Source organism: Streptomyces sp. NPDC032091 (assembly GCF_055580265.1).
The window spans coordinates 260580-276590 of the sequence record NZ_JBVILR010000006.1 but is presented as its reverse complement, the minus strand read 5'-3'; the positions used below and the strand labels follow the sequence as shown (position 1 = coordinate 276590).

Genomic DNA, 16011 nt, shown 5'->3' with positions numbered 1-16011 from the left:
GCCGGCAAGAGGCCGGCACCCGTCAACGCACCCTTCCCCGGGGCTTCAGGTGCGTGGGCGGGAGTGCGGGCGCCGGAATGGGAGGGCCGTCGTAGCCCTTGACCTCGCCGAAGCGGGTGCCGGTCATCCAGTCCTCGCGGGCCTGGGCGATCTCCTCGTGGGAGCGGCCGATCCAGTTCCAGAACCATTGAATCCCCGGACGTTTCCGCAGGCCAGAGCGCTGCAAGTCTGCTGAAGTCGGCATCGGGGGCTTCCGCCAGGCGCGCGAGCAGCGGGACCCGCTCTCCCGCAACTTGATCCGAGCGCCCCATGGCTCCCCTTCCACCTCAGTCGTCGATGGCCTGGTAGAGGGTCGTCCAGAAGTCCTGCAGGGCCCGCGCCGAGTCCGGGGTGGACATCCCGGTCTGTGTGAGCAGGATGCCGACGAGCTGGTTGTGCGGGTCGGCGTAGGTGGTGGTACCGGCTCCGCCGTCCCAGCCGAACTGGCCGATGGGCGCGTAGTCGCCACGGTAGGTGCGCACCGTCATCCCGAAGCCCCAGCCGCCGGTCTGTCCCTGGCCGTGTGACAGGTGGACGACGCCGCGGGCCCAGGTCTGTAGGGCGGCTGTCTGGTCGGGGGTGAGGCGATTGGTGGTCATCAGCTCGACGGCGGGTCGGGATAGGATGCGCTTGGTGCCGTGCATGCCGTGGTCGAGCAGCATCCGGAAGTAGGCGTGGTAGTCGTCGACGGTCGAGTCGAGTCCGCCGCCGCCGCCCGACTGGAACGCCGGGGGCTTGCTGTGGTGTCCCTCCGCGGCCGGGTCCTCCACGATGAACTCCCCCGTCTGCGGGTCGGGGGCGTACAGGGGAGGCAGCCGGTCGATCTTGTCGGCGGGCACGTGGAATCCGGTGTCCTTCATGCCCAGCGGATCGAATATGCGCTCGCGCAGGAACGCCTCGAACGACTGGCCGGTGACCCTGGCCACCAGCACCCCCAGCACGTCGTCGCTGACGTTGTACAGCCACCGCTCCCCGGGCTGGTACATCAACGGGAGCGTGCCGAGGCGGCGCATCCACTCGTCCGGCTCCACCGCCGGCAGCATCCATCCGATCGGTGGCCGAGGCGGCGCACCAATGTGCGGGATCCCGTGCCGACCACGAGGAGGTCCTCCGTGTCACGTGCCGCGTCAACGAGGGCCGCTCCCGGAGTCCCCCGTACCGTGAGACCCCCGAGGGTGACGCCGGGATTCACGGCGCCGAAGGCCGTATCGAGGGCCTCGCGGAGTCTCTCGACAGCCGCGGCGCGGCATTGTGCAAGGACGGAGGTTCCGAGGCTGTGGCGGCTTCCGAGTTCCCCGCCGGGCGGCTGCCAGGCCAGGACGGCCAACAGCTCCGCACCGCGCACGCGGGCTTCCGCAGCGGCCCGGTGCAGCGCGGCCAGATTCCCTGGGGTTCCGGTCACGCCGACTACGACTCTTCGCACGGCCTCTTCCCTCTCGTCTCGTCGATCGTCCCCATGGAAGGGCCTCGGCGGAGGGTGAGGTGCCGCTGTTGATGGCCTTCTAGCGCAGAGATCCGTAACCATGACGGGTTTCTGATGCCGTCCCGCTCCCGCGTCAGTGATCCGTCAGGACTTGGCCCGCCTCCGTAAGGGTCTCGTTACGGGGCTGCCGTAGGCACGGGGATGCGGGGATAGCTTCGGTGTCACGCCCCGGACTGCCTCCCCGCACCCTGGGCGTCACCTGCCGACTCGTGGTTCCCCAGGGAGGGCCCCATGTGTTTGTTCCAGTACGACGACGATCCCGAGCCTGAAGAACGGATCCCGGCCGGGCCCCTGTACGTGCCGGTCCGGCCGGCAGGAGCGGAGATCGTGGTTCGCCTGTTCCGGACCCCGCTGGGAGCGCGCACCAGCGTCGGCTTCACCAGCCCGGACCGTCTTGCCGCCACGTTCGGCGCCTCGCAGCCGTGGATCCGGCTCTCCGAGTCCGCGCTGCGCTCGATGGCCGAGCCGCTCGGTGTATCTCTGCTGACCGTGGACCCGACGTTCACCGCTCCGGCGGTCGCCGCGGTGCCCCCTGTTGCGGCGTCGCTGCCCCAGGCATCCCCGATCGCAGCCCGGATCGCCTGATGGGGGATCACACGGTGGCGACGGCGGTCCTGTCCGAGGTACAGCCCCGTGCGGGTGATCTCTCGATCTGGCCGGCATCCACGACTCGGCTGGCTCGCGGTGGGCTGGCCGTCGGCGGAGTACCGCTGGCAGAGATCGCAGAACGGTTCGACACCCCCGCCTACGTCCTGGACGAAGGCGAGGTCCGCGAGCGCTGTCGGACCTATCGGGACGCGTTCCCCGAAGCCGACATCCTCTACGCCGCCAAGGCGTTCCTGTCCCGCGCCATGGTCCGCTGGGTGCGGGAAGAGGGGCTGGGCCTGGACGTATGCTCCGCCGGCGAGCTGGAACTCGCCGTCACGGCCGGATTTCCGCCCGAACGCATCGTGCTGCACGGCAACGCCAAGTCGCCCGTGACCTGGAAGCCGCGCTGCGCCTCGGCGTGGGGCGGATCGTCATCGACAGCCCGTCGGAGATAGCCCGGATCGCAGCCGCCGTCGGAGGGGCGCCAGAAGGTCATGGTGCGGGTGGTGCCGGGGGTCTCGGCCGGCGGACACGACAAGATCCGTACCGGTACCGACGACCAGAAGTTCGGTCTCTCCCTCACCGACGGGGGCGCACAGCACGCCATCACCCGGGTACTCGGCCAGCCGCGGCTCGAACTCACCAGACTGCACTGCCACATCGGCTCCCAGATCACCGACGTGAAGCCCTATCTGGTCGCCCTGCGCCGCATGGTCGGACTGATGGCCCGTGTCCGTGACGCTCACGGGGTCGCCTTGGCCGAGCTGGGCATGGGCGGTGGCCACGGCATCGCCTACGGTCCCGGGGAACCCGCCCTCGACCTCACGACACTCGCACGCAGGATGCGCGCCGGGCTCATCGAAGGCTGTGCGGCCGCCGGGCTGACCGTACCCCGTCTCGCCGTCGAACCCGGGCGGGCCATCGTGGGGCCGGCCGGAGTCGCCCTGTACCGGGTACTCACCGTCAAGCACAGCGGCAAGAAGGTCTTCGTCGCCGTCGACGGAGGAATGAGCGACAACCCGCGTCCGGCCCTGTACGGGGTGCGCTATGCGCCCCGCCTGGTCGGCCGCGCATCGACGACTGGACACTGTACGGCCACGGTGGTCGGCCGACACTGCGAGGCCGGCGACATCCTCGCAGCCGATGTGGAACTGTAGGCCGACATCCGCCCCGGAGACCTGCTCGCCGTACCGGTGGCCGGCGCCTACCAGCTGTCCATGGCCTCCGGCTACAACCTCGTGGGCCGGCCGGCGGTCGTCGCGGTCCACGAGGGCTCGGCCCGGCTGCTGGTCCGGCGTGAGACTCTCGAAGGACTTCCGCAGCCGGGACATCGGCGGGTAGGGCCACCTCGTCGATCCCGCGAGGCCTGCAGCAGGGTACTGGGCTAAGGCCGGTAGACGAGCTCGATCGCCATCGCTGCAATGACGCCCCAGACCCCGATGCCGAGCAGCCACATGGCGTCGAGGACGGCCCCGGTGGCGATGACGGTCAGTCCGCCCGCCCCGAGGGCGAGTACGGTCCTGGGGATTCCGCGGTCGGCGCGCGAGCGAGTGGTCACGGTACTGAGAATCCCGCTGGACCGTCGCCATGGCGAGGGTCCAGCGGGATTCCTGTCGGCGCCTTGATGCAGAGGGGTCAGCCGGCGTGGACGTGGGGGCGACGGGAGCGGTCCGGTTCTGCTTCGCGGATGACCTCGCGGGTGACGGGGGCGACCTCACCTTGGCCGAAGAGGAAGAACCGCAGGAAGTTGGCCATCGGGTTGCCCTCGGTCCACTCGAAGTAGATGTGGGGCCGCTGGCCGGTCTCGTCGCGGACGTGGAGCACGAGGGCAGCGAGGGCGTTGGGGATGCTGGAGCTCTCCAGGGTCAGGACCCGATAGCGGTCGTGCAGGACTTCGCCGCGTACCCGCATGCCGGATTCGAATTCGGAGGCGTCCAGGACGGTGACCTCGACGAAGATGACGTCGTCCTCGGCGGGGATGTCGTTGTCCGCGCGGATCTGCGCCTTCTTCTGCCGGTACTCCTCGAAGTCCCGGCTGTCGGGCTCGTTGGCGACGAACCGGATCGTGCGGTTGGCGGTGTCGCGGATGAACCGCTGCGCCATGTCGTCGAACTCGATGTCCGTGACGCGCAGCTCGAAGACCCGGGCGAGGCGCGAGAGGAGCGAGAGCGCCATGATGCCGCCGATGAAGCAGGCGCCGATCTTCACGCCGTCGGGGCGCTCGGCGACGTTGATCGCGGTGGTATAGATGAAGACGGCGGAGATGATCCCGAAGCCGATGGTCCAGCCCCGCTCCCCCGCCCGGCGCGCGGCGATGGTCACGGCGACGGCGGCCGAGGTGATCAGGACCAGGACGCCGGTGGCGTAGGCGCCGCCCTGGGCGTCGACGTCCGCGTTGAACAGCCAGGTCACCAGGAAGGCGACCAGCGTGAAGACGATCACCATCGGGCGCAGGGCACGCGCCCAGTGCGGGGCCATGCCGTAACGGGGCAGGTAGCGCGGCATCAGGTTGAGCAGGCCGGCCATGGCGGAGGCGCCCGCGAACCACAGGATGCAGATGGTCGAGACGTCGTAGACCGTACCGAAGGCGGAACCGAGGTGCTCGTGGGCCAGATACGCGAGGGCGCGGCCGTTGGCCTCGCCGCCGGGCTGGAACGCGTCGGCGGGGATCAGCAGGGTGGTGATGAGGCTGGAGCAGATCAGGAAAATGCTCATGATCACGGCGGCCGTGGTCAGCAGCTTCTTGGCACCGCGGATCCGGCCGGCGGGCTTCTCCTCGGTGTCGTCGGGGTCGCCCTGGACGTGCGGCATCACCGCGACACCGGTCTCGAAGCCGGACAGGCCCAGCGCGAGTTTCGGGAACACGACGAGCGCGATGGCGATCATCATGAAGGGATTGCCGTGCTCGGCGGTCAGCGCGCTCGTCCAGTCGATGATGACGTGCGTCTCGGTGAACACGTTCCACAGCCCGACCGCCACGACGACGACGTTCAGGGCGAGGTAGGTGGAGACCAGGACGACGGCGACGCCGATGGCCTCGCTGAAGCCCTTGAGGAAGACGCCGCCGAGCAGCGCGATCAGGATCAGGGTGATCAGGACCTCGTGCCCGTGCAGGGTGCTGGTGAGGTGCGGGTTCTCCACCATGTGGGCGGTCGCGTCGGCGGCCGACAGGGTGATGGTGATCAGGAAGTCGGTGGCCGCGAACCCGAGCAGGGTCAGGACGAACAGCTTGCCCTTCCAGAAGGAGAGCAGCTTCTCCAGCATGGCGATGGAGCCCTCGCCGTGCGGGCTCTCCTCGGCCACCCGCCGGTAGACGGGCAGCGCGCCGAAGAGGGTCAGCAGGACCAGCACGATGGTCGCCAGCGGCGAGAGCAGACCGGCCGCGAGGAAGGCGATGCCGGGCTGGTAGCCGAGGGTGGAGAAGTAGTCGAGGCCCGTCAGGCACATGACCCGCCACCACGGCCGGCCGTGCGGCTGGGCCGCTGCTTCCTTGGCTGCGGGCGAGCTGGTCTGGGCGGTCAAGCCTTCCAGCATCCACGCGCGCAGGCGCGAGGTGCGGGCAGGGGTGGCCATGATCGGGCGCTCCCGTCGTACGGTATGGATTCAGCCATCGGAGTCGACGGCTGGGCCAGCGTACGCAGCGAGAACGCAGCCAATACGTCTATAGCCTCGTCTGACGGAATCCTGACGCCCTCTTAACGCCCTTCCGTCTGGTGGCCTAGGGGGCGCCCTCCATCCGAGGACAGAGGGCGGCGGACCTCATCCCATGCCGGGGAGGAGGGAGACCAGCAGGTCGATCAGCTTGATCCCGACGAACGGCAGGACGAGCCCGCCCAGGCCGTAGACGCCGAGGTTGCGGCGGAGCAGGTCGTGGGCGGAGGCGGGCTTGTAGCGGACGCCGCGCAGGGCGAGCGGGATGAGGGCGATGATGATCAGCGCGTTGAAGATGATCGCCGAGGTGATCGCGGACCGGGGGCTGCTCAGGCCCATGATGTTGAGGGCTTCGAGGCCCGGGTAGGCCGTCGCGAACATCGCGGGGATGATCGCGAAGTACTTCGCGACGTCGTTGGTGATGGAGAAGGTGGTCAGGGCTCCGCGGGTGATGAGGAGCTGCTTGCCGATCTCGACGATGTCGATGAGTTTGGTGGGGTTGGAGTCGAGGTCGACCATGTTCCCGGCCTCTTTGGCGGCCGAGGTGCCGGTGTTCATCGCGACGCCGACGTCGGCCTGGGCGAGTGCCGGGGCGTCGTTCGTCCCGTCGCCGGTCATGGCGACGAGCTTGCCGCCGGCCTGCTCCCGCTTGATCAGGGCCATCTTGTCCTCGGGCGTGGCCTCCGCCAGGTACTCGTCGACGCCCGCCTCGGCGGCGATGGCGCGGGCCGTCAGCTCGTTGTCGCCGGTCACCATGACCGTGCGGATCCCCATCCGGCGCAGTTCTTCGAACCGCTCCCGGATGCCCTCCTTGACCACGTCCTTGAGGTGGATGATGCCGAGCACCCGCGGGCCGTCCCAGTCGTGGACCGCCACCAGCAGGGGCGTGCCCCCGGACTCGGACACGGTGGCCGACCAGGCCACGGCCTCCGCCGGTACGGTGCCGCCGCGCATCGCCACCCAGTCGCAGACCTGGACGGTCGCACCCTTGCGGATGGCGCAGCCGGCACCGCCCGCCCAGCTCAGGTTGACGCCGCTCATGCGGGTCCGGGCGCTGAACTCGGTGAACCGCGGATTGTCGAGGTCCGCCGCGGTGGCCGGCCGCAGTCCGTGCCGCTGGGCGAGTGCCACGACGGAGCGGCCCTCGGGCGTCTCGTCGGCGAGCGAGGACAGCTGCGCGGCGTCCGCCAGCTTGAGCTGGTCCACGCCCGGCAGGGGGATGAAGGCCACGGCCTCGCGGTTGCCGAGGGTGATGGTGCCGGTCTTGTCGAGCAGCAGGGTGTTCACGTCTCCGGCCGCCTCGACGGCGCGGCCGCTCATGGCGATGACGTTGCGCTGGACGAGGCGGTCCATGCCCGCGATGCCGATGGCCGACAGGAGGGCGCCGATCGTGGTGGGGATGAGGGTGACGAGGAGGGCGACCAAGACCGTCGTGGACTGTGCGGCGTGCGCGTAGTCGGCCATCGGCTGGATGGAGACGACCACGAGGACGAAGATGATGGTCAGGGCGGCCAGCAGGATGTTCAGTGCGATCTCGTTCGGTGTCTTCTGCCGGGTGGCGCCTTCGACCAGGGCGATCATCCGGTCGATGAAGCTGTGCCCGGGGCGCGAGGTGACCCGTATGACGACGCTGTCGGACAGCACGGTCGTACCGCCGGTGACGCCGGAACGGTCACCGCCCGATTCCCGCAGGACGGGCGCCGATTCGCCGGTGACGGCCGACTCGTCGACCATCGCGGCCCCGTCGACGACGTCGCCGTCGGCCGGGACCAGCTCGCCGGCCTCGACGAGCACGAAGTCGAAGGGCTGGAGCTCGGCCGGCGTGACCACCTCCGACTCGGCCCGTTTCAGGTTCGCCCCGTACGTCCAGTGCGTCAGCCGCACCGCGACCGTGTCCGTACGCGCCTTGCGCAGCGACTCGGCCTGGGCGCGGCCCCGGCCTTCGGCGACGGCTTCGGCCAGGTTGGCGAACAGGACCGTCAGCCAGAGCCAGACGCTGATCACCCAGGTGAAGACGGAGGGGTGGATGAGCGCGGAGAGCGTGGTCAGCACGGATCCGACGGCGACGACGAACAGCACCGGCTTCTTGACCAGTTCGCGCGGGTGGAGTTTGCCGACGGCCTCTCGCATGGAGGCGGCCAGGAGCTCGGGGTCCACCACGTTCACCTGGCCGGAGCGTTTCCGGGAGGGCCGGTGGGACGGGGTTCGCGGAGGAGTCCCGAGACCCGGAGGAACGTGCTGCGCGGCGGCAGGAGGCATGAATACCTTCTGGATGGGTTTGAGGCGAGGTAGCCCTGGCGGCTGGTGGGCCAGGTACGGGAGAGGGATGTCGCTGCCGGGGACCGCCTCCCTGGACCCCCTCGGCCGTCATGTGAGTGGTGTGAAGGTCCCCGGCAGCGCAACAGGCAGGAAACTACTGCCTGTTTCCCCGGATACGCGCATGTGGGCGCGGGAATTGGCGCCTCTTTTACGGCGGCGTACGGGACGCGTGAAACCGCCGTCAGAGGTGCGTCAACGCGCGTCGGCCGCGATGCGGAAACGGAGCCGGCAGATCACTGCTTCGGTGTCGCGGCGGACCGCGTGGGCGACGACGGAGCCGCGCTGGTTCTGGAGCAGCCGCTGCCACAGGTGGGCGGGTTCGGTCTCCGGGATGAGCACGGTCACCTGGGAGTCCGGGTGGGTCTGCGCCAGCTTCCGCACGTAGGCCGACAGGGGGCGGCCGAGCGAGCGGGTCTCCGAGGAAAGCTCGAGCAGTTCGACGCCAGGCTTCCACAACTCCCAGTCGCGCCGCAGGGCTTCGGCCGCCTCACGGTCCTCGGGGGACGGGTGGGTGACGGTCACGGCCAGGACCTCGTCACCGAGCGAGCGGGCGGCGGTGAGGGCCTGGCTGGTCAGGCGGGACAGACCGGAGACGGGGACCACGACCAGGGAGCGGGACCGGCGCGGCGCCTGCGGGATCCGGCCGAGCTCCAGGCGTTCGCCGATGTCGGTGTACGCGCGGTGGATCTTCTCGAAGCCCAGGACGAGCAGCGGCAGCGCGACGACGATCAGCCAGGCGCCCTCGGTGAACTTGGTGGCGGTGACCACGACGGCCGACACCCCGGTCAGGAGGGCGCCGAAACCGTTGAGCGCCGCCTTGGCCTGCCAGCCGCGCGGCCGCTGCCCGTACCAGTGCCGGACCATGCCGACCTGGCAGATGGTGAAGCCGACGAAGACACCGATGGCGAACAGCGGGACGAGGGTGTTGGTGTCGCCGCCCGAGAAGACGAGCAGGAGGGCGGAGACGAGCGCCAGCCAGACCACGCCGTGACGGTGGACCTGGCGGTCGGCCTTGAGGGCGAAGACGTGGGGCAGGTGGTTGTCGCGGGCCAGCAGGCTCATCAGCACGGGCAGCCCGCCGAAGGAGGTGTTCGCGGCCAGCGCGAGCAGCACCATGGTGGCGAACTGGACCACGTAGAAGGCGGCGTTGTGGCCGAAGGAGGCGTCCGCGAGTTGGGCGAGGACGGTGACGCCCTCGACGGGTTGGAGGTGGAAGCGCCCGATCAGGATCGACAGGCCGATCAGCATCACGCCCAGGAGGACGCCGAGGGCGACCTCGGTGCGCTGAGCGCGGCGGGCGGCGGGGGCGCGGAAGGACGGCACGGCGTTGGCGACGGCCTCGACGCCGGTCAGGGCGGAGCAGCCGGCGGCGAAGGCCTTCAGCAGCAGCATCGCGCCCACCGTGGTCGCGCCCTCGCCCAGGGCGGAGGCGTGCCCGGTGGCGGAGGCCGTGCTGACGGGGGCATCGCGGAAGAGCCCGACGACGACCATCGCGAGGATCGAGCCGACGAAGACGGCGGTGGGCACGAGGAAGGCCTTCGCGGACTCCACGACCCCGCGCAGGTTCACCGCCGTGACCAGGACCAGGATTCCCAGGCAGATCCACACCCGCTGCCCGTACAGCTCGGGAAAGGCGGAGGTCAGGGCGGCCACGCCGGCGGTGACGGACACGGCGACGTTCAGGACGTAGTCCAGGATCAGCGAGGCGGCCGCGACCAGGCTCGTACGTCGGCCCAGGTGCCGTTTGGCGACCGCGTAGGAGCCGCCGCCGTCCGGGAAGGCGGCGATCACCTGCCGATAGGAGGCCACCAGTACGGCCAGCAGCGCGGCGATCGCCACCGTCACCGGCAGGGTGAAGCCGAGGCCGTACGCCCCGGCCGCGGCCAGGACCAGCACGATCGACTCCGGCCCGTAGGCCACGGACGCCATCGCGTCCAGGGACAGCGCGGCCAGCCCCTGGAGGGTCGTCAGCCGGTGGCGGTCCTCTACCACCGCTGTGGAGATGCAGGTATCAGGCGGCTCCTCCGTGCCCGGAGCCTGCCCTGCAGTGCCAGTCTTTCCCATGTCTGTCGACATCTCTCGCTGTTCCTCCGTTGGACAAAGCGAGGACAGCGTCGGAAATTCCATGGCCGGATCACCAGGGTCCTTGACGTGGTCCATACGGCTGCCGCGCCAGTCCTCACGCGCTCTTGATGCCGAGGCGGGGGCGCCGTATGGGGTGCGTCAAGACTTCGCGAGGGCGGCTGCCCGCGCCTGCGGCGAGGAGCAGGGTTGAAGCGAACGGACAGGAGGCCCACATGTCCGGATACCGACTCCACGACGCCGCCGCCCTGCTCGCGGCGCTCGTGGCCCCCCTCCTCGTGGCGCTCGCGCTCGTGCCCTTCCGTACGGACCTTTCGGCGACGAACGCGGCCCTGATCCTCGTCGTCGCGGTGGTCGCGGTGGCCGCCATCGGTACGCGGACCGCCGGAGCGGTAGCCGCACTGTCGGCGGCCGCCTGGTTCGACTTCTTCCTGACCGCGCCCTATCAACGGTTCGCGATCACCAACCGCGAGGACGTCGAGACGGCGGTCCTGCTGCTCGTCGTCGGTCTGATCGTCTCCCAGCTGTCGGTACGCGCCCGCCGACTGCAAACCGCCGTGATCACCGACGCCGCTCATATGACGAGCCTCCAAGGAACCGCCCGGCTGGCTGAGGACGGCCGCTCGCCGGAGGCGGTCGTCGAGTACGTGCGCCGGGAACTCGTCGGCCTGCTCGGGCTGCGTGGCTGCCGCTTCGAATACGGAACCCTGATGGGCAGCCTGCCGCGTCTGGAACACGACGGTGGCCTGTGGCTGCGCCGCCCGGACCGGATCACGGAGTACGCCGACTGGCCGGACGGCGAAACCGAGCTGCGGGTCGTCGGCGGCGGCCACTACTACGGCCGCTTCCTGCTGGACCCCCGCCCCGGCCCGCTGCCCCCGGAACAGGACCGTCTGGTGGCCGTCGCCCTGGCCGCGCAGGCCGGATCCGCCCTGGACACGCCCGGCCTGGCCCACCTGGGCTGACCGGGCCTCTCCCGTACTTACCCGTATGGGTGGCGTTAAGAGTTCCCCTGCGCCCGTATGGACACCGTCAAGGCGTCTTAACGCCGGCATGAAGACACGGTTATCTCGTCATCGGCCATCTGGCCGATTCATTACTTCCCACTTCACTCAGGAGCTCGCGATGGCCGATCTGGCCTTCGTCGTCACCACGGTCGCGGTGTTCGCGCTGGTGGCTCTCATCGCCAAGGGGGTGACCAAGCTGTGAACGCCGAGAACATCGTCGGCCTCGTCGTGGCCGTCGCCCTGCTGGGGTACCTCGTCCTCGCCCTCGTCAAGCCGGAGAGGTTCTAGCCACCGATGAGTCCCGTTCTCGCTGGTGTGCTCCAGCTCCTCGCACTGATCGCCGCGCTCGCGCTGGCCTACCGCCCGCTCGGCGACTACATGGCCAAGGTCTACTCCTCCGAAGCGCACTACAAGCCGGAGAAGTGGATCTACAAGGCCATCGGCGCCAACCCGTCCGCCGAGATGCGCTGGCCCGCCTACCTGCGCGGCGTCCTCGCCTTCTCCGCGGTCAGCGTCCTGTTCCTGTACGCCCTCCAGCGGCTCCAGGGCGTCCTGCCCGGATCGCTCGGCTTCCAGGCCATCGACCCGGACCAGGCCTTCAACACCGCCGCGTCCTTCGTGGCCAACACCAACTGGCAGTCGTACTACGGCGAGCAGGCCATGGGCCACGTCGTGCAGACCGGCGGGCTGGCGGTGCAGAACTTCGTGTCCACCGCGGTCGGCATGGCCGTCGCGGTCGCGCTCGTACGGGGCTTCGCGCGCTCCCGTACCGGTGAACTCGGCAACTTCTGGGCGGACCTGGTCCGCGGCACCGTGCGGATCCTCCTGCCGATCTCCGTGATCGGCGCGATCGTTCTGGTCGCCTGCGGGGCGATCCAGAACTTCGCCGGGATCCACGAGGTCGGCCAGTTCCTGGGCGGCACCCAGCAGTGGAACGGCGGGGCGGTCGCCTCGCAGGAGGTCATCAAGGAGCTCGGTACGAACGGCGGTGGCTACTTCAACGCCAACTCCGCGCACCCCTTCGAGAACCCGAACCCCTTCTCCAACCTCTTCGAGATCTTCCTGATCCTCGTCATCCCCTTCGCGCTGACCCGCACGTTCGGCCGCATGGTCGGTAGCCTGCGCCAGGGGTACGCGATCCTCGCGACGATGGCGACCATCTGGCTCGGGTTCACCGCCCTGATGATGTGGACCGAGTTCGCGCACCACGGTCCGGCCTTCGACGTTGCCGGCGGGGCAATGGAGGGCAAGGAGACCCGGTTCGGCGTCGGCGCCTCCGCGATCTTCTCGGTCGCTACGACTCTGACCTCGACCGGTGCGGTCAACTCCTTCCACTCCTCCTACACCGGGCTGGGTGGCGGGATCCAGCTGCTGGGCATGCAGCTCGGCGAGATCGCGCCGGGCGGTGTCGGCTCCGGCCTCTACGGCATGCTTGTCATGGCGATCATCGCCGTGTTCATCGCCGGCCTGATGGTCGGCCGCACCCCCGAGTACCTGGGCAAGAAGATCGGCACCCGCGAGATCAAGCTCGCGGCCTGCTACATCCTGATCACCCCGGCGCTCGTGCTCTGCTTCACCGCCGCCGCCATGGCGCTGCCCACCCCGCCGCACTCGATGCTGAACTCGGGCGCCCATGGATTCTCCGAGGTCCTGTACGCCTACACCTCGGGCGCCAACAACAACGGCTCCGCCTTCGCCGGCCTCAACGCCGACACCCAGTGGTACAACACCACGATCGGCCTGGCCATGCTCCTGGGCCGCTTCCTCCCCATGGTTTTCGTCCTCGCACTGGCCGGCTCGCTCGCCGAGCAGAAGCCCGTCCCCGAGACCGCGGGCACCCTCCGCACCGACAAGCCGCTCTACACGGGCCTGCTCGTCGGCACGATCCTCATCGTCACCGGACTGACCTACTTCCCCGCGCTCGCGCTGGGGCCGCTCGCCGAAGGGCTCGCGTCATGAGCACCGCCACCCCGACCCGTGCCCCGCACGAGGACCTGCCCACCGGCCACAAGCCGCCCGCCGGCCGCGTCGGCGGCGGCCTCTTCGACCCCAAGCAGCTGGTCAAGTCCTTCCCCGACGCGATCCGCAAGCTCGACCCCCGCGTCATGATCAAGTCGCCGGTCATGTTCGTCGTCCTCATCGGTTCGGTCGTCACGACCGTGCTGGCCGTCAAGGACCCGACAGACTGGTTCGGCTGGGCCATCACCGCCTGGCTGTGGCTGACCACGATCTTCGCCAACCTCGCCGAAGCCGTCGCCGAAGGCCGCGGTAAGGCGCAGGCGGACACCCTGCGCAAGGCCAAAACCGACTCGGTAGCCCGCCGCCTCACTGCGGACGGCAGCGAGGAGTCCGTAGCGGGCACCGAGCTGAAGATCGGCGACCGGGTGGTCTGCGAGGCCGGTGACATCATCCCCGGCGACGGTGACGTCGTCGAGGGCGTCGCCTCCGTCGACGAATCCGCCATCACCGGCGAGTCCGCCCCCGTCATCCGGGAGTCCGGCGGCGACCGCTCGGCCGTAACCGGCGGTACGAAAGTCCTCTCCGACCGGATCGTCATCAAGATCACGACGAAGCCGGGCGAGACGTTCATCGACCGCATGATCGCCCTCGTCGAGGGCGCGGCCCGGCAGAAGACGCCCAACGAGATCGCGCTGAACATCCTTCTCGCGTCCCTCACGATCGTCTTCCTGCTGGCCGTCGTCACCCTCCAGCCCTTCGCGATTTACGCGGGCGCCGAGCAGTCGATGATCGTGCTGACGGCCCTGCTGGTCTGCCTGATCCCCACCACCATCGGCGCCCTGCTCTCCGCGATCGGCATCGCCGGCATGGACCGCCTGGTCCAGCGCAACGTCCTGGCCATGTCCGGCCGGGCCGTCGAGGCCGCGGGGGACGTCTCGACGCTGCTGCTCGACAAGACCGGCACCATCACCCTCGGCAACCGCCAGGCCTCCGAGTTCGTACCCGTCAAGGGCACCACCGAGGCCGAACTCGCCGATGCCGCCCAACTGTCCTCGCTGGCCGACGAAACCCCCGAGGGCCGTTCCATCGTCGTCCTGGCGAAGGAGAAGTACGGGCTCCGCGAGCGTCACCAGGGCGAGTTGGCGCATGCCACCTGGATCGAGTTCACCGCCCAGACCAGGATGTCGGGTGTGGACGTCGACGGCAGGCAGACCCGCAAGGGGGCGGCCGGCTCGGTCATCACCTGGGTCGAGGAGCAGGGCGGCCAGGTCGCCGACGACGCCGACCTCCTCGCGAACACGATCTCGGAGGCGGGCGGTACGCCGCTGCTCGTCGCCGTCAAGGACGAGAAGGGCGCCCGCGTCCTGGGTGTCATCCACCTCAAGGACGTGGTCAAGGAGGGCATGCGCGAACGGTTCGACGAACTGCGCCGCATGGGCATCAAGACCGTCATGATCACCGGTGACAACCCGCTGACCGCGAAGGCCATCGCCGAAGAGGCCGGGGTCGACGACTTCCTCGCCGAGGCCACGCCCGAGGACAAGATGGCCCTCATCAAGCGGGAGCAGGCCGGCGGCAAGCTCGTCGCGATGACCGGCGACGGCACCAACGACGCGCCCGCGCTCGCGCAGGCCGACGTGGGCGTGGCGATGAACACGGGCACCTCGGCCGCCAAGGAGGCCGGGAACATGGTGGACCTGGACTCCAACCCGACCAAGCTCATCGAGATCGTCGAGATCGGCAAGCAGCTCCTGATCACCCGTGGAGCCCTGACCACGTTCTCCATCGCCAACGACGTCGCGAAGTACTTCGCGATCATCCCGGCCATGTTCGCCGTGGTCTACCCGGGCCTGGACAAGCTCAACATCATGGGCCTGCACTCGCCCGAGTCGGCGATCCTCTCCGCGGTGATCTTCAACGCGCTGATCATCATCGCGCTCGTCCCGCTCGCCCTCAAGGGCGTGCAGTACAAGCCGACCAGCGCCGACAAGATGCTCCGCCGCAATCTGGGGCTGTACGGCGTGGGCGGTCTGATCGCCCCGTTCATCGGCATCAAGATCATCGACCTCCTCATCACCCTCATCCCCGGAATCGGCTGAGACGACATGAACAACTCTGTAGGCAACACCGCACGGTTGATCGGCGCAGGCCTGCGGGCCCTGCTCGTCCTGACGGTGATCTGCGGGGTCATCTACCCGCTCGCCGTCACCGGCATCGCCCAGGCCCTGTTCAATGACAAGGCCAACGGCTCCGAGATCAGGGACAAGAGCGGGCAGGTCGTCGGCTCCTCCCTCATCGGGCAGACCTACAACCTCCCGAAGCAGAACCCCGACGACCCGGAAGAGGCCGCGAAGCCGGACCTGAAGTGGTTCCAGCCGCGCCCCTCCAACGGCCTCGGCGCCAACAGCGTCAATACCCAGTACTCGCTGATCCTGTCGGGCGCCACCAACCGCTCCGCCGACAACGGGGCCGTGGACGGCAAGTGCACCAAGGATGCCGAGGAAGGCACCCTCTGCGCGCAGGTCGTCGCTGCCAAGGAAGGCGTCATCGCCGACAACTCCACCGCCGGCTACAAGGTCAAGCCCGAGGACGTCCCGGCCGACGCCGTCACCTCCTCCGGCTCCGGCCTGGACCCGAACATCTCTCCGGAGTACGCCAAGCTCCAGGTCCACCGGGTCGCCGAGCGTAACAAGCTCGACGTCAAGCAGGTCGAGAAGCTCGTCGCGGACCACACCACCGGCCGCACCCTCGGCTTCATGGGCGAACCCCGCGTCAACGTCCTCGAACTCAACACCGCCCTCAAGGCACTGCCCAAGAGCTGATGTTCCCCATCGCACGGACCGGGAGCCGGCGGGGCGCGGAATGCTCGCGTCTTGCCGGCTC

Annotated in this window: 13 protein-coding genes and 3 pseudogenes; 9 read left to right on the top strand and 7 right to left on the bottom strand. The window is 69.3% G+C overall.

Features of this window, described 5'->3' with window-relative positions; genetic code table 11:
• Positions 1-22: 22 nt before the first annotated feature.
• From ACZ5NJ_RS13210 to ACZ5NJ_RS13200, 3 genes and pseudogenes are all read right to left on the bottom strand, one after another.
• Positions 23-184: pseudogene (locus ACZ5NJ_RS13210) on the bottom strand (pirin family protein); the annotation flags it as partial.
• Between the two features lie 142 nt (positions 185-326).
• Positions 327-1088, bottom strand: a pseudogene (locus ACZ5NJ_RS13205) (serine hydrolase domain-containing protein); the annotation flags it as partial.
• Complete coding sequence (locus tag ACZ5NJ_RS13200) at positions 1025-1564, bottom strand: universal stress protein (RefSeq protein WP_468764919.1); 540 nt, start codon at positions 1562-1564, stop codon at positions 1025-1027. The gene ACZ5NJ_RS13200 and the pseudogene ACZ5NJ_RS13205, both read right to left, overlap by 64 nt.
• A gap of 189 nt (positions 1565-1753) precedes the next feature.
• Here ACZ5NJ_RS13200 and ACZ5NJ_RS13195 point away from each other — a divergent pair, with 189 nt between their 5' ends.
• The 3 genes and pseudogenes from ACZ5NJ_RS13195 (at position 1754) to ACZ5NJ_RS13185 (ending at position 3267) form a co-directional block, all read left to right on the top strand.
• The gene (locus ACZ5NJ_RS13195; RefSeq protein ID WP_468764918.1) at positions 1754-2107 is read left to right on the top strand and encodes an SAV_915 family protein; all 354 of its coding nucleotides are present in this window, start codon (positions 1754-1756) and stop codon (positions 2105-2107) included.
• A pseudogene (locus ACZ5NJ_RS13190) lies at positions 2107-2979 on the top strand (diaminopimelate decarboxylase family protein); the annotation flags it as partial. The gene ACZ5NJ_RS13195 and the pseudogene ACZ5NJ_RS13190, both read left to right, overlap by 1 nt.
• Positions 2953-3267 (top strand): hypothetical protein, encoded by a 315-nt coding sequence (locus tag ACZ5NJ_RS13185; RefSeq protein WP_468764975.1) that lies wholly within the window; start codon positions 2953-2955, stop codon positions 3265-3267. The pseudogene ACZ5NJ_RS13190 and the gene ACZ5NJ_RS13185, both read left to right, overlap by 27 nt.
• A 227-nt stretch (positions 3268-3494) precedes the next feature.
• Here ACZ5NJ_RS13185 and ACZ5NJ_RS13180 read toward each other — a convergent pair whose 3' ends face one another.
• The 4 genes from ACZ5NJ_RS13180 to ACZ5NJ_RS13165 all read right to left on the bottom strand — a co-directional run bounded on the left by ACZ5NJ_RS13180 (position 3495) and on the right by ACZ5NJ_RS13165 (position 10156).
• A complete protein-coding gene (locus ACZ5NJ_RS13180; protein WP_468764917.1) occupies positions 3495-3668 on the bottom strand; it encodes a hypothetical protein in 174 nt (57 codons plus the stop codon).
• A 77-nt stretch (positions 3669-3745) separates the two neighbouring features.
• Entirely contained in the window at positions 3746-5683 is a 1938-nt protein-coding gene (locus tag ACZ5NJ_RS13175; protein WP_468764916.1) for an APC family permease, read from the bottom strand.
• Positions 5684-5869: 186 nt separating this feature from the next.
• Positions 5870-8020, bottom strand: a complete 2151-nt coding sequence (gene kdpB, locus ACZ5NJ_RS13170) for a potassium-transporting ATPase subunit KdpB (RefSeq protein WP_468764915.1) — start codon at positions 8018-8020, stop codon at positions 5870-5872.
• Positions 8021-8272: 252 nt separating this feature from the next.
• Entirely contained in the window at positions 8273-10156 is a 1884-nt protein-coding gene (locus tag ACZ5NJ_RS13165; protein WP_468764914.1) for an APC family permease, read from the bottom strand.
• 221 nt (positions 10157-10377) lie between these two features.
• Here ACZ5NJ_RS13165 and ACZ5NJ_RS13160 point away from each other — a divergent pair, with 221 nt between their 5' ends.
• The 6 genes from ACZ5NJ_RS13160 to ACZ5NJ_RS13135 all read left to right on the top strand — a co-directional run bounded on the left by ACZ5NJ_RS13160 (position 10378) and on the right by ACZ5NJ_RS13135 (position 15950).
• Complete coding sequence (locus ACZ5NJ_RS13160) at positions 10378-11127, top strand: DUF4118 domain-containing protein (RefSeq protein WP_468764913.1); 750 nt, start codon at positions 10378-10380, stop codon at positions 11125-11127.
• Between the two features lie 88 nt (positions 11128-11215).
• Positions 11216-11371, top strand: a complete 156-nt coding sequence (locus tag ACZ5NJ_RS13155; RefSeq protein WP_164721007.1) for a hypothetical protein — start codon at positions 11216-11218, stop codon at positions 11369-11371.
• Positions 11368-11457, top strand: a complete 90-nt coding sequence (gene kdpF, locus ACZ5NJ_RS13150; protein WP_037884112.1) for a K(+)-transporting ATPase subunit F — start codon at positions 11368-11370, stop codon at positions 11455-11457. Before ACZ5NJ_RS13155 ends, kdpF begins: the two co-directional genes overlap by 4 nt.
• Positions 11458-11463: 6 nt before the next feature.
• Positions 11464-13128 (top strand): potassium-transporting ATPase subunit KdpA, encoded by a 1665-nt coding sequence (gene kdpA, locus ACZ5NJ_RS13145; RefSeq protein ID WP_468764912.1) that lies wholly within the window; start codon positions 11464-11466, stop codon positions 13126-13128.
• Complete coding sequence (kdpB, locus tag ACZ5NJ_RS13140) at positions 13125-15227, top strand: potassium-transporting ATPase subunit KdpB (protein WP_468764911.1); 2103 nt, start codon at positions 13125-13127, stop codon at positions 15225-15227. The genes kdpA and kdpB (ACZ5NJ_RS13140) overlap by 4 nt, the downstream gene beginning before the upstream one ends.
• A gap of 6 nt (positions 15228-15233) precedes the next feature.
• The gene (locus tag ACZ5NJ_RS13135) at positions 15234-15950 is read left to right on the top strand and encodes a potassium-transporting ATPase subunit C (RefSeq protein WP_468764910.1); all 717 of its coding nucleotides are present in this window, start codon (positions 15234-15236) and stop codon (positions 15948-15950) included.
• The last annotated feature ends 61 nt before the right edge of the window (positions 15951-16011 follow it).

Bases quoted from the DNA above. Each gene is read 5' to 3' on its own strand.
- ACZ5NJ_RS13160 (WP_468764913.1), top strand. From the start codon at position 10,378: ATGTCCGGATACCGACTCCACGACGCCGCCGCCCTGCTCGCGGCGCTC.
- kdpA (WP_468764912.1), top strand. From the start codon at position 11,464: ATGAGTCCCGTTCTCGCTGGTGTGCTCCAGCTCCTCGCACTGATCGCC.
- ACZ5NJ_RS13135 (WP_468764910.1), top strand. From the start codon at position 15,234: ATGAACAACTCTGTAGGCAACACCGCACGGTTGATCGGCGCAGGCCTG.
- ACZ5NJ_RS13165 (WP_468764914.1), bottom strand. From the start codon at position 10,156: ATGTCGACAGACATGGGAAAGACTGGCACTGCAGGGCAGGCTCCGGGC.
- kdpB (WP_468764911.1), top strand. From the start codon at position 13,125: ATGAGCACCGCCACCCCGACCCGTGCCCCGCACGAGGACCTGCCCACC.
- ACZ5NJ_RS13185 (WP_468764975.1), top strand. From the start codon at position 2,953: ATGCGCGCCGGGCTCATCGAAGGCTGTGCGGCCGCCGGGCTGACCGTA.
- ACZ5NJ_RS13195 (WP_468764918.1), top strand. From the start codon at position 1,754: ATGTGTTTGTTCCAGTACGACGACGATCCCGAGCCTGAAGAACGGATC.
- ACZ5NJ_RS13175 (WP_468764916.1), bottom strand. From the start codon at position 5,683: ATGGCCACCCCTGCCCGCACCTCGCGCCTGCGCGCGTGGATGCTGGAA.
- kdpB (WP_468764915.1), bottom strand. From the start codon at position 8,020: ATGCCTCCTGCCGCCGCGCAGCACGTTCCTCCGGGTCTCGGGACTCCT.
- ACZ5NJ_RS13155 (WP_164721007.1), top strand. From the start codon at position 11,216: ATGAAGACACGGTTATCTCGTCATCGGCCATCTGGCCGATTCATTACT.
- ACZ5NJ_RS13200 (WP_468764919.1), bottom strand. From the start codon at position 1,564: ATGGTTACGGATCTCTGCGCTAGAAGGCCATCAACAGCGGCACCTCAC.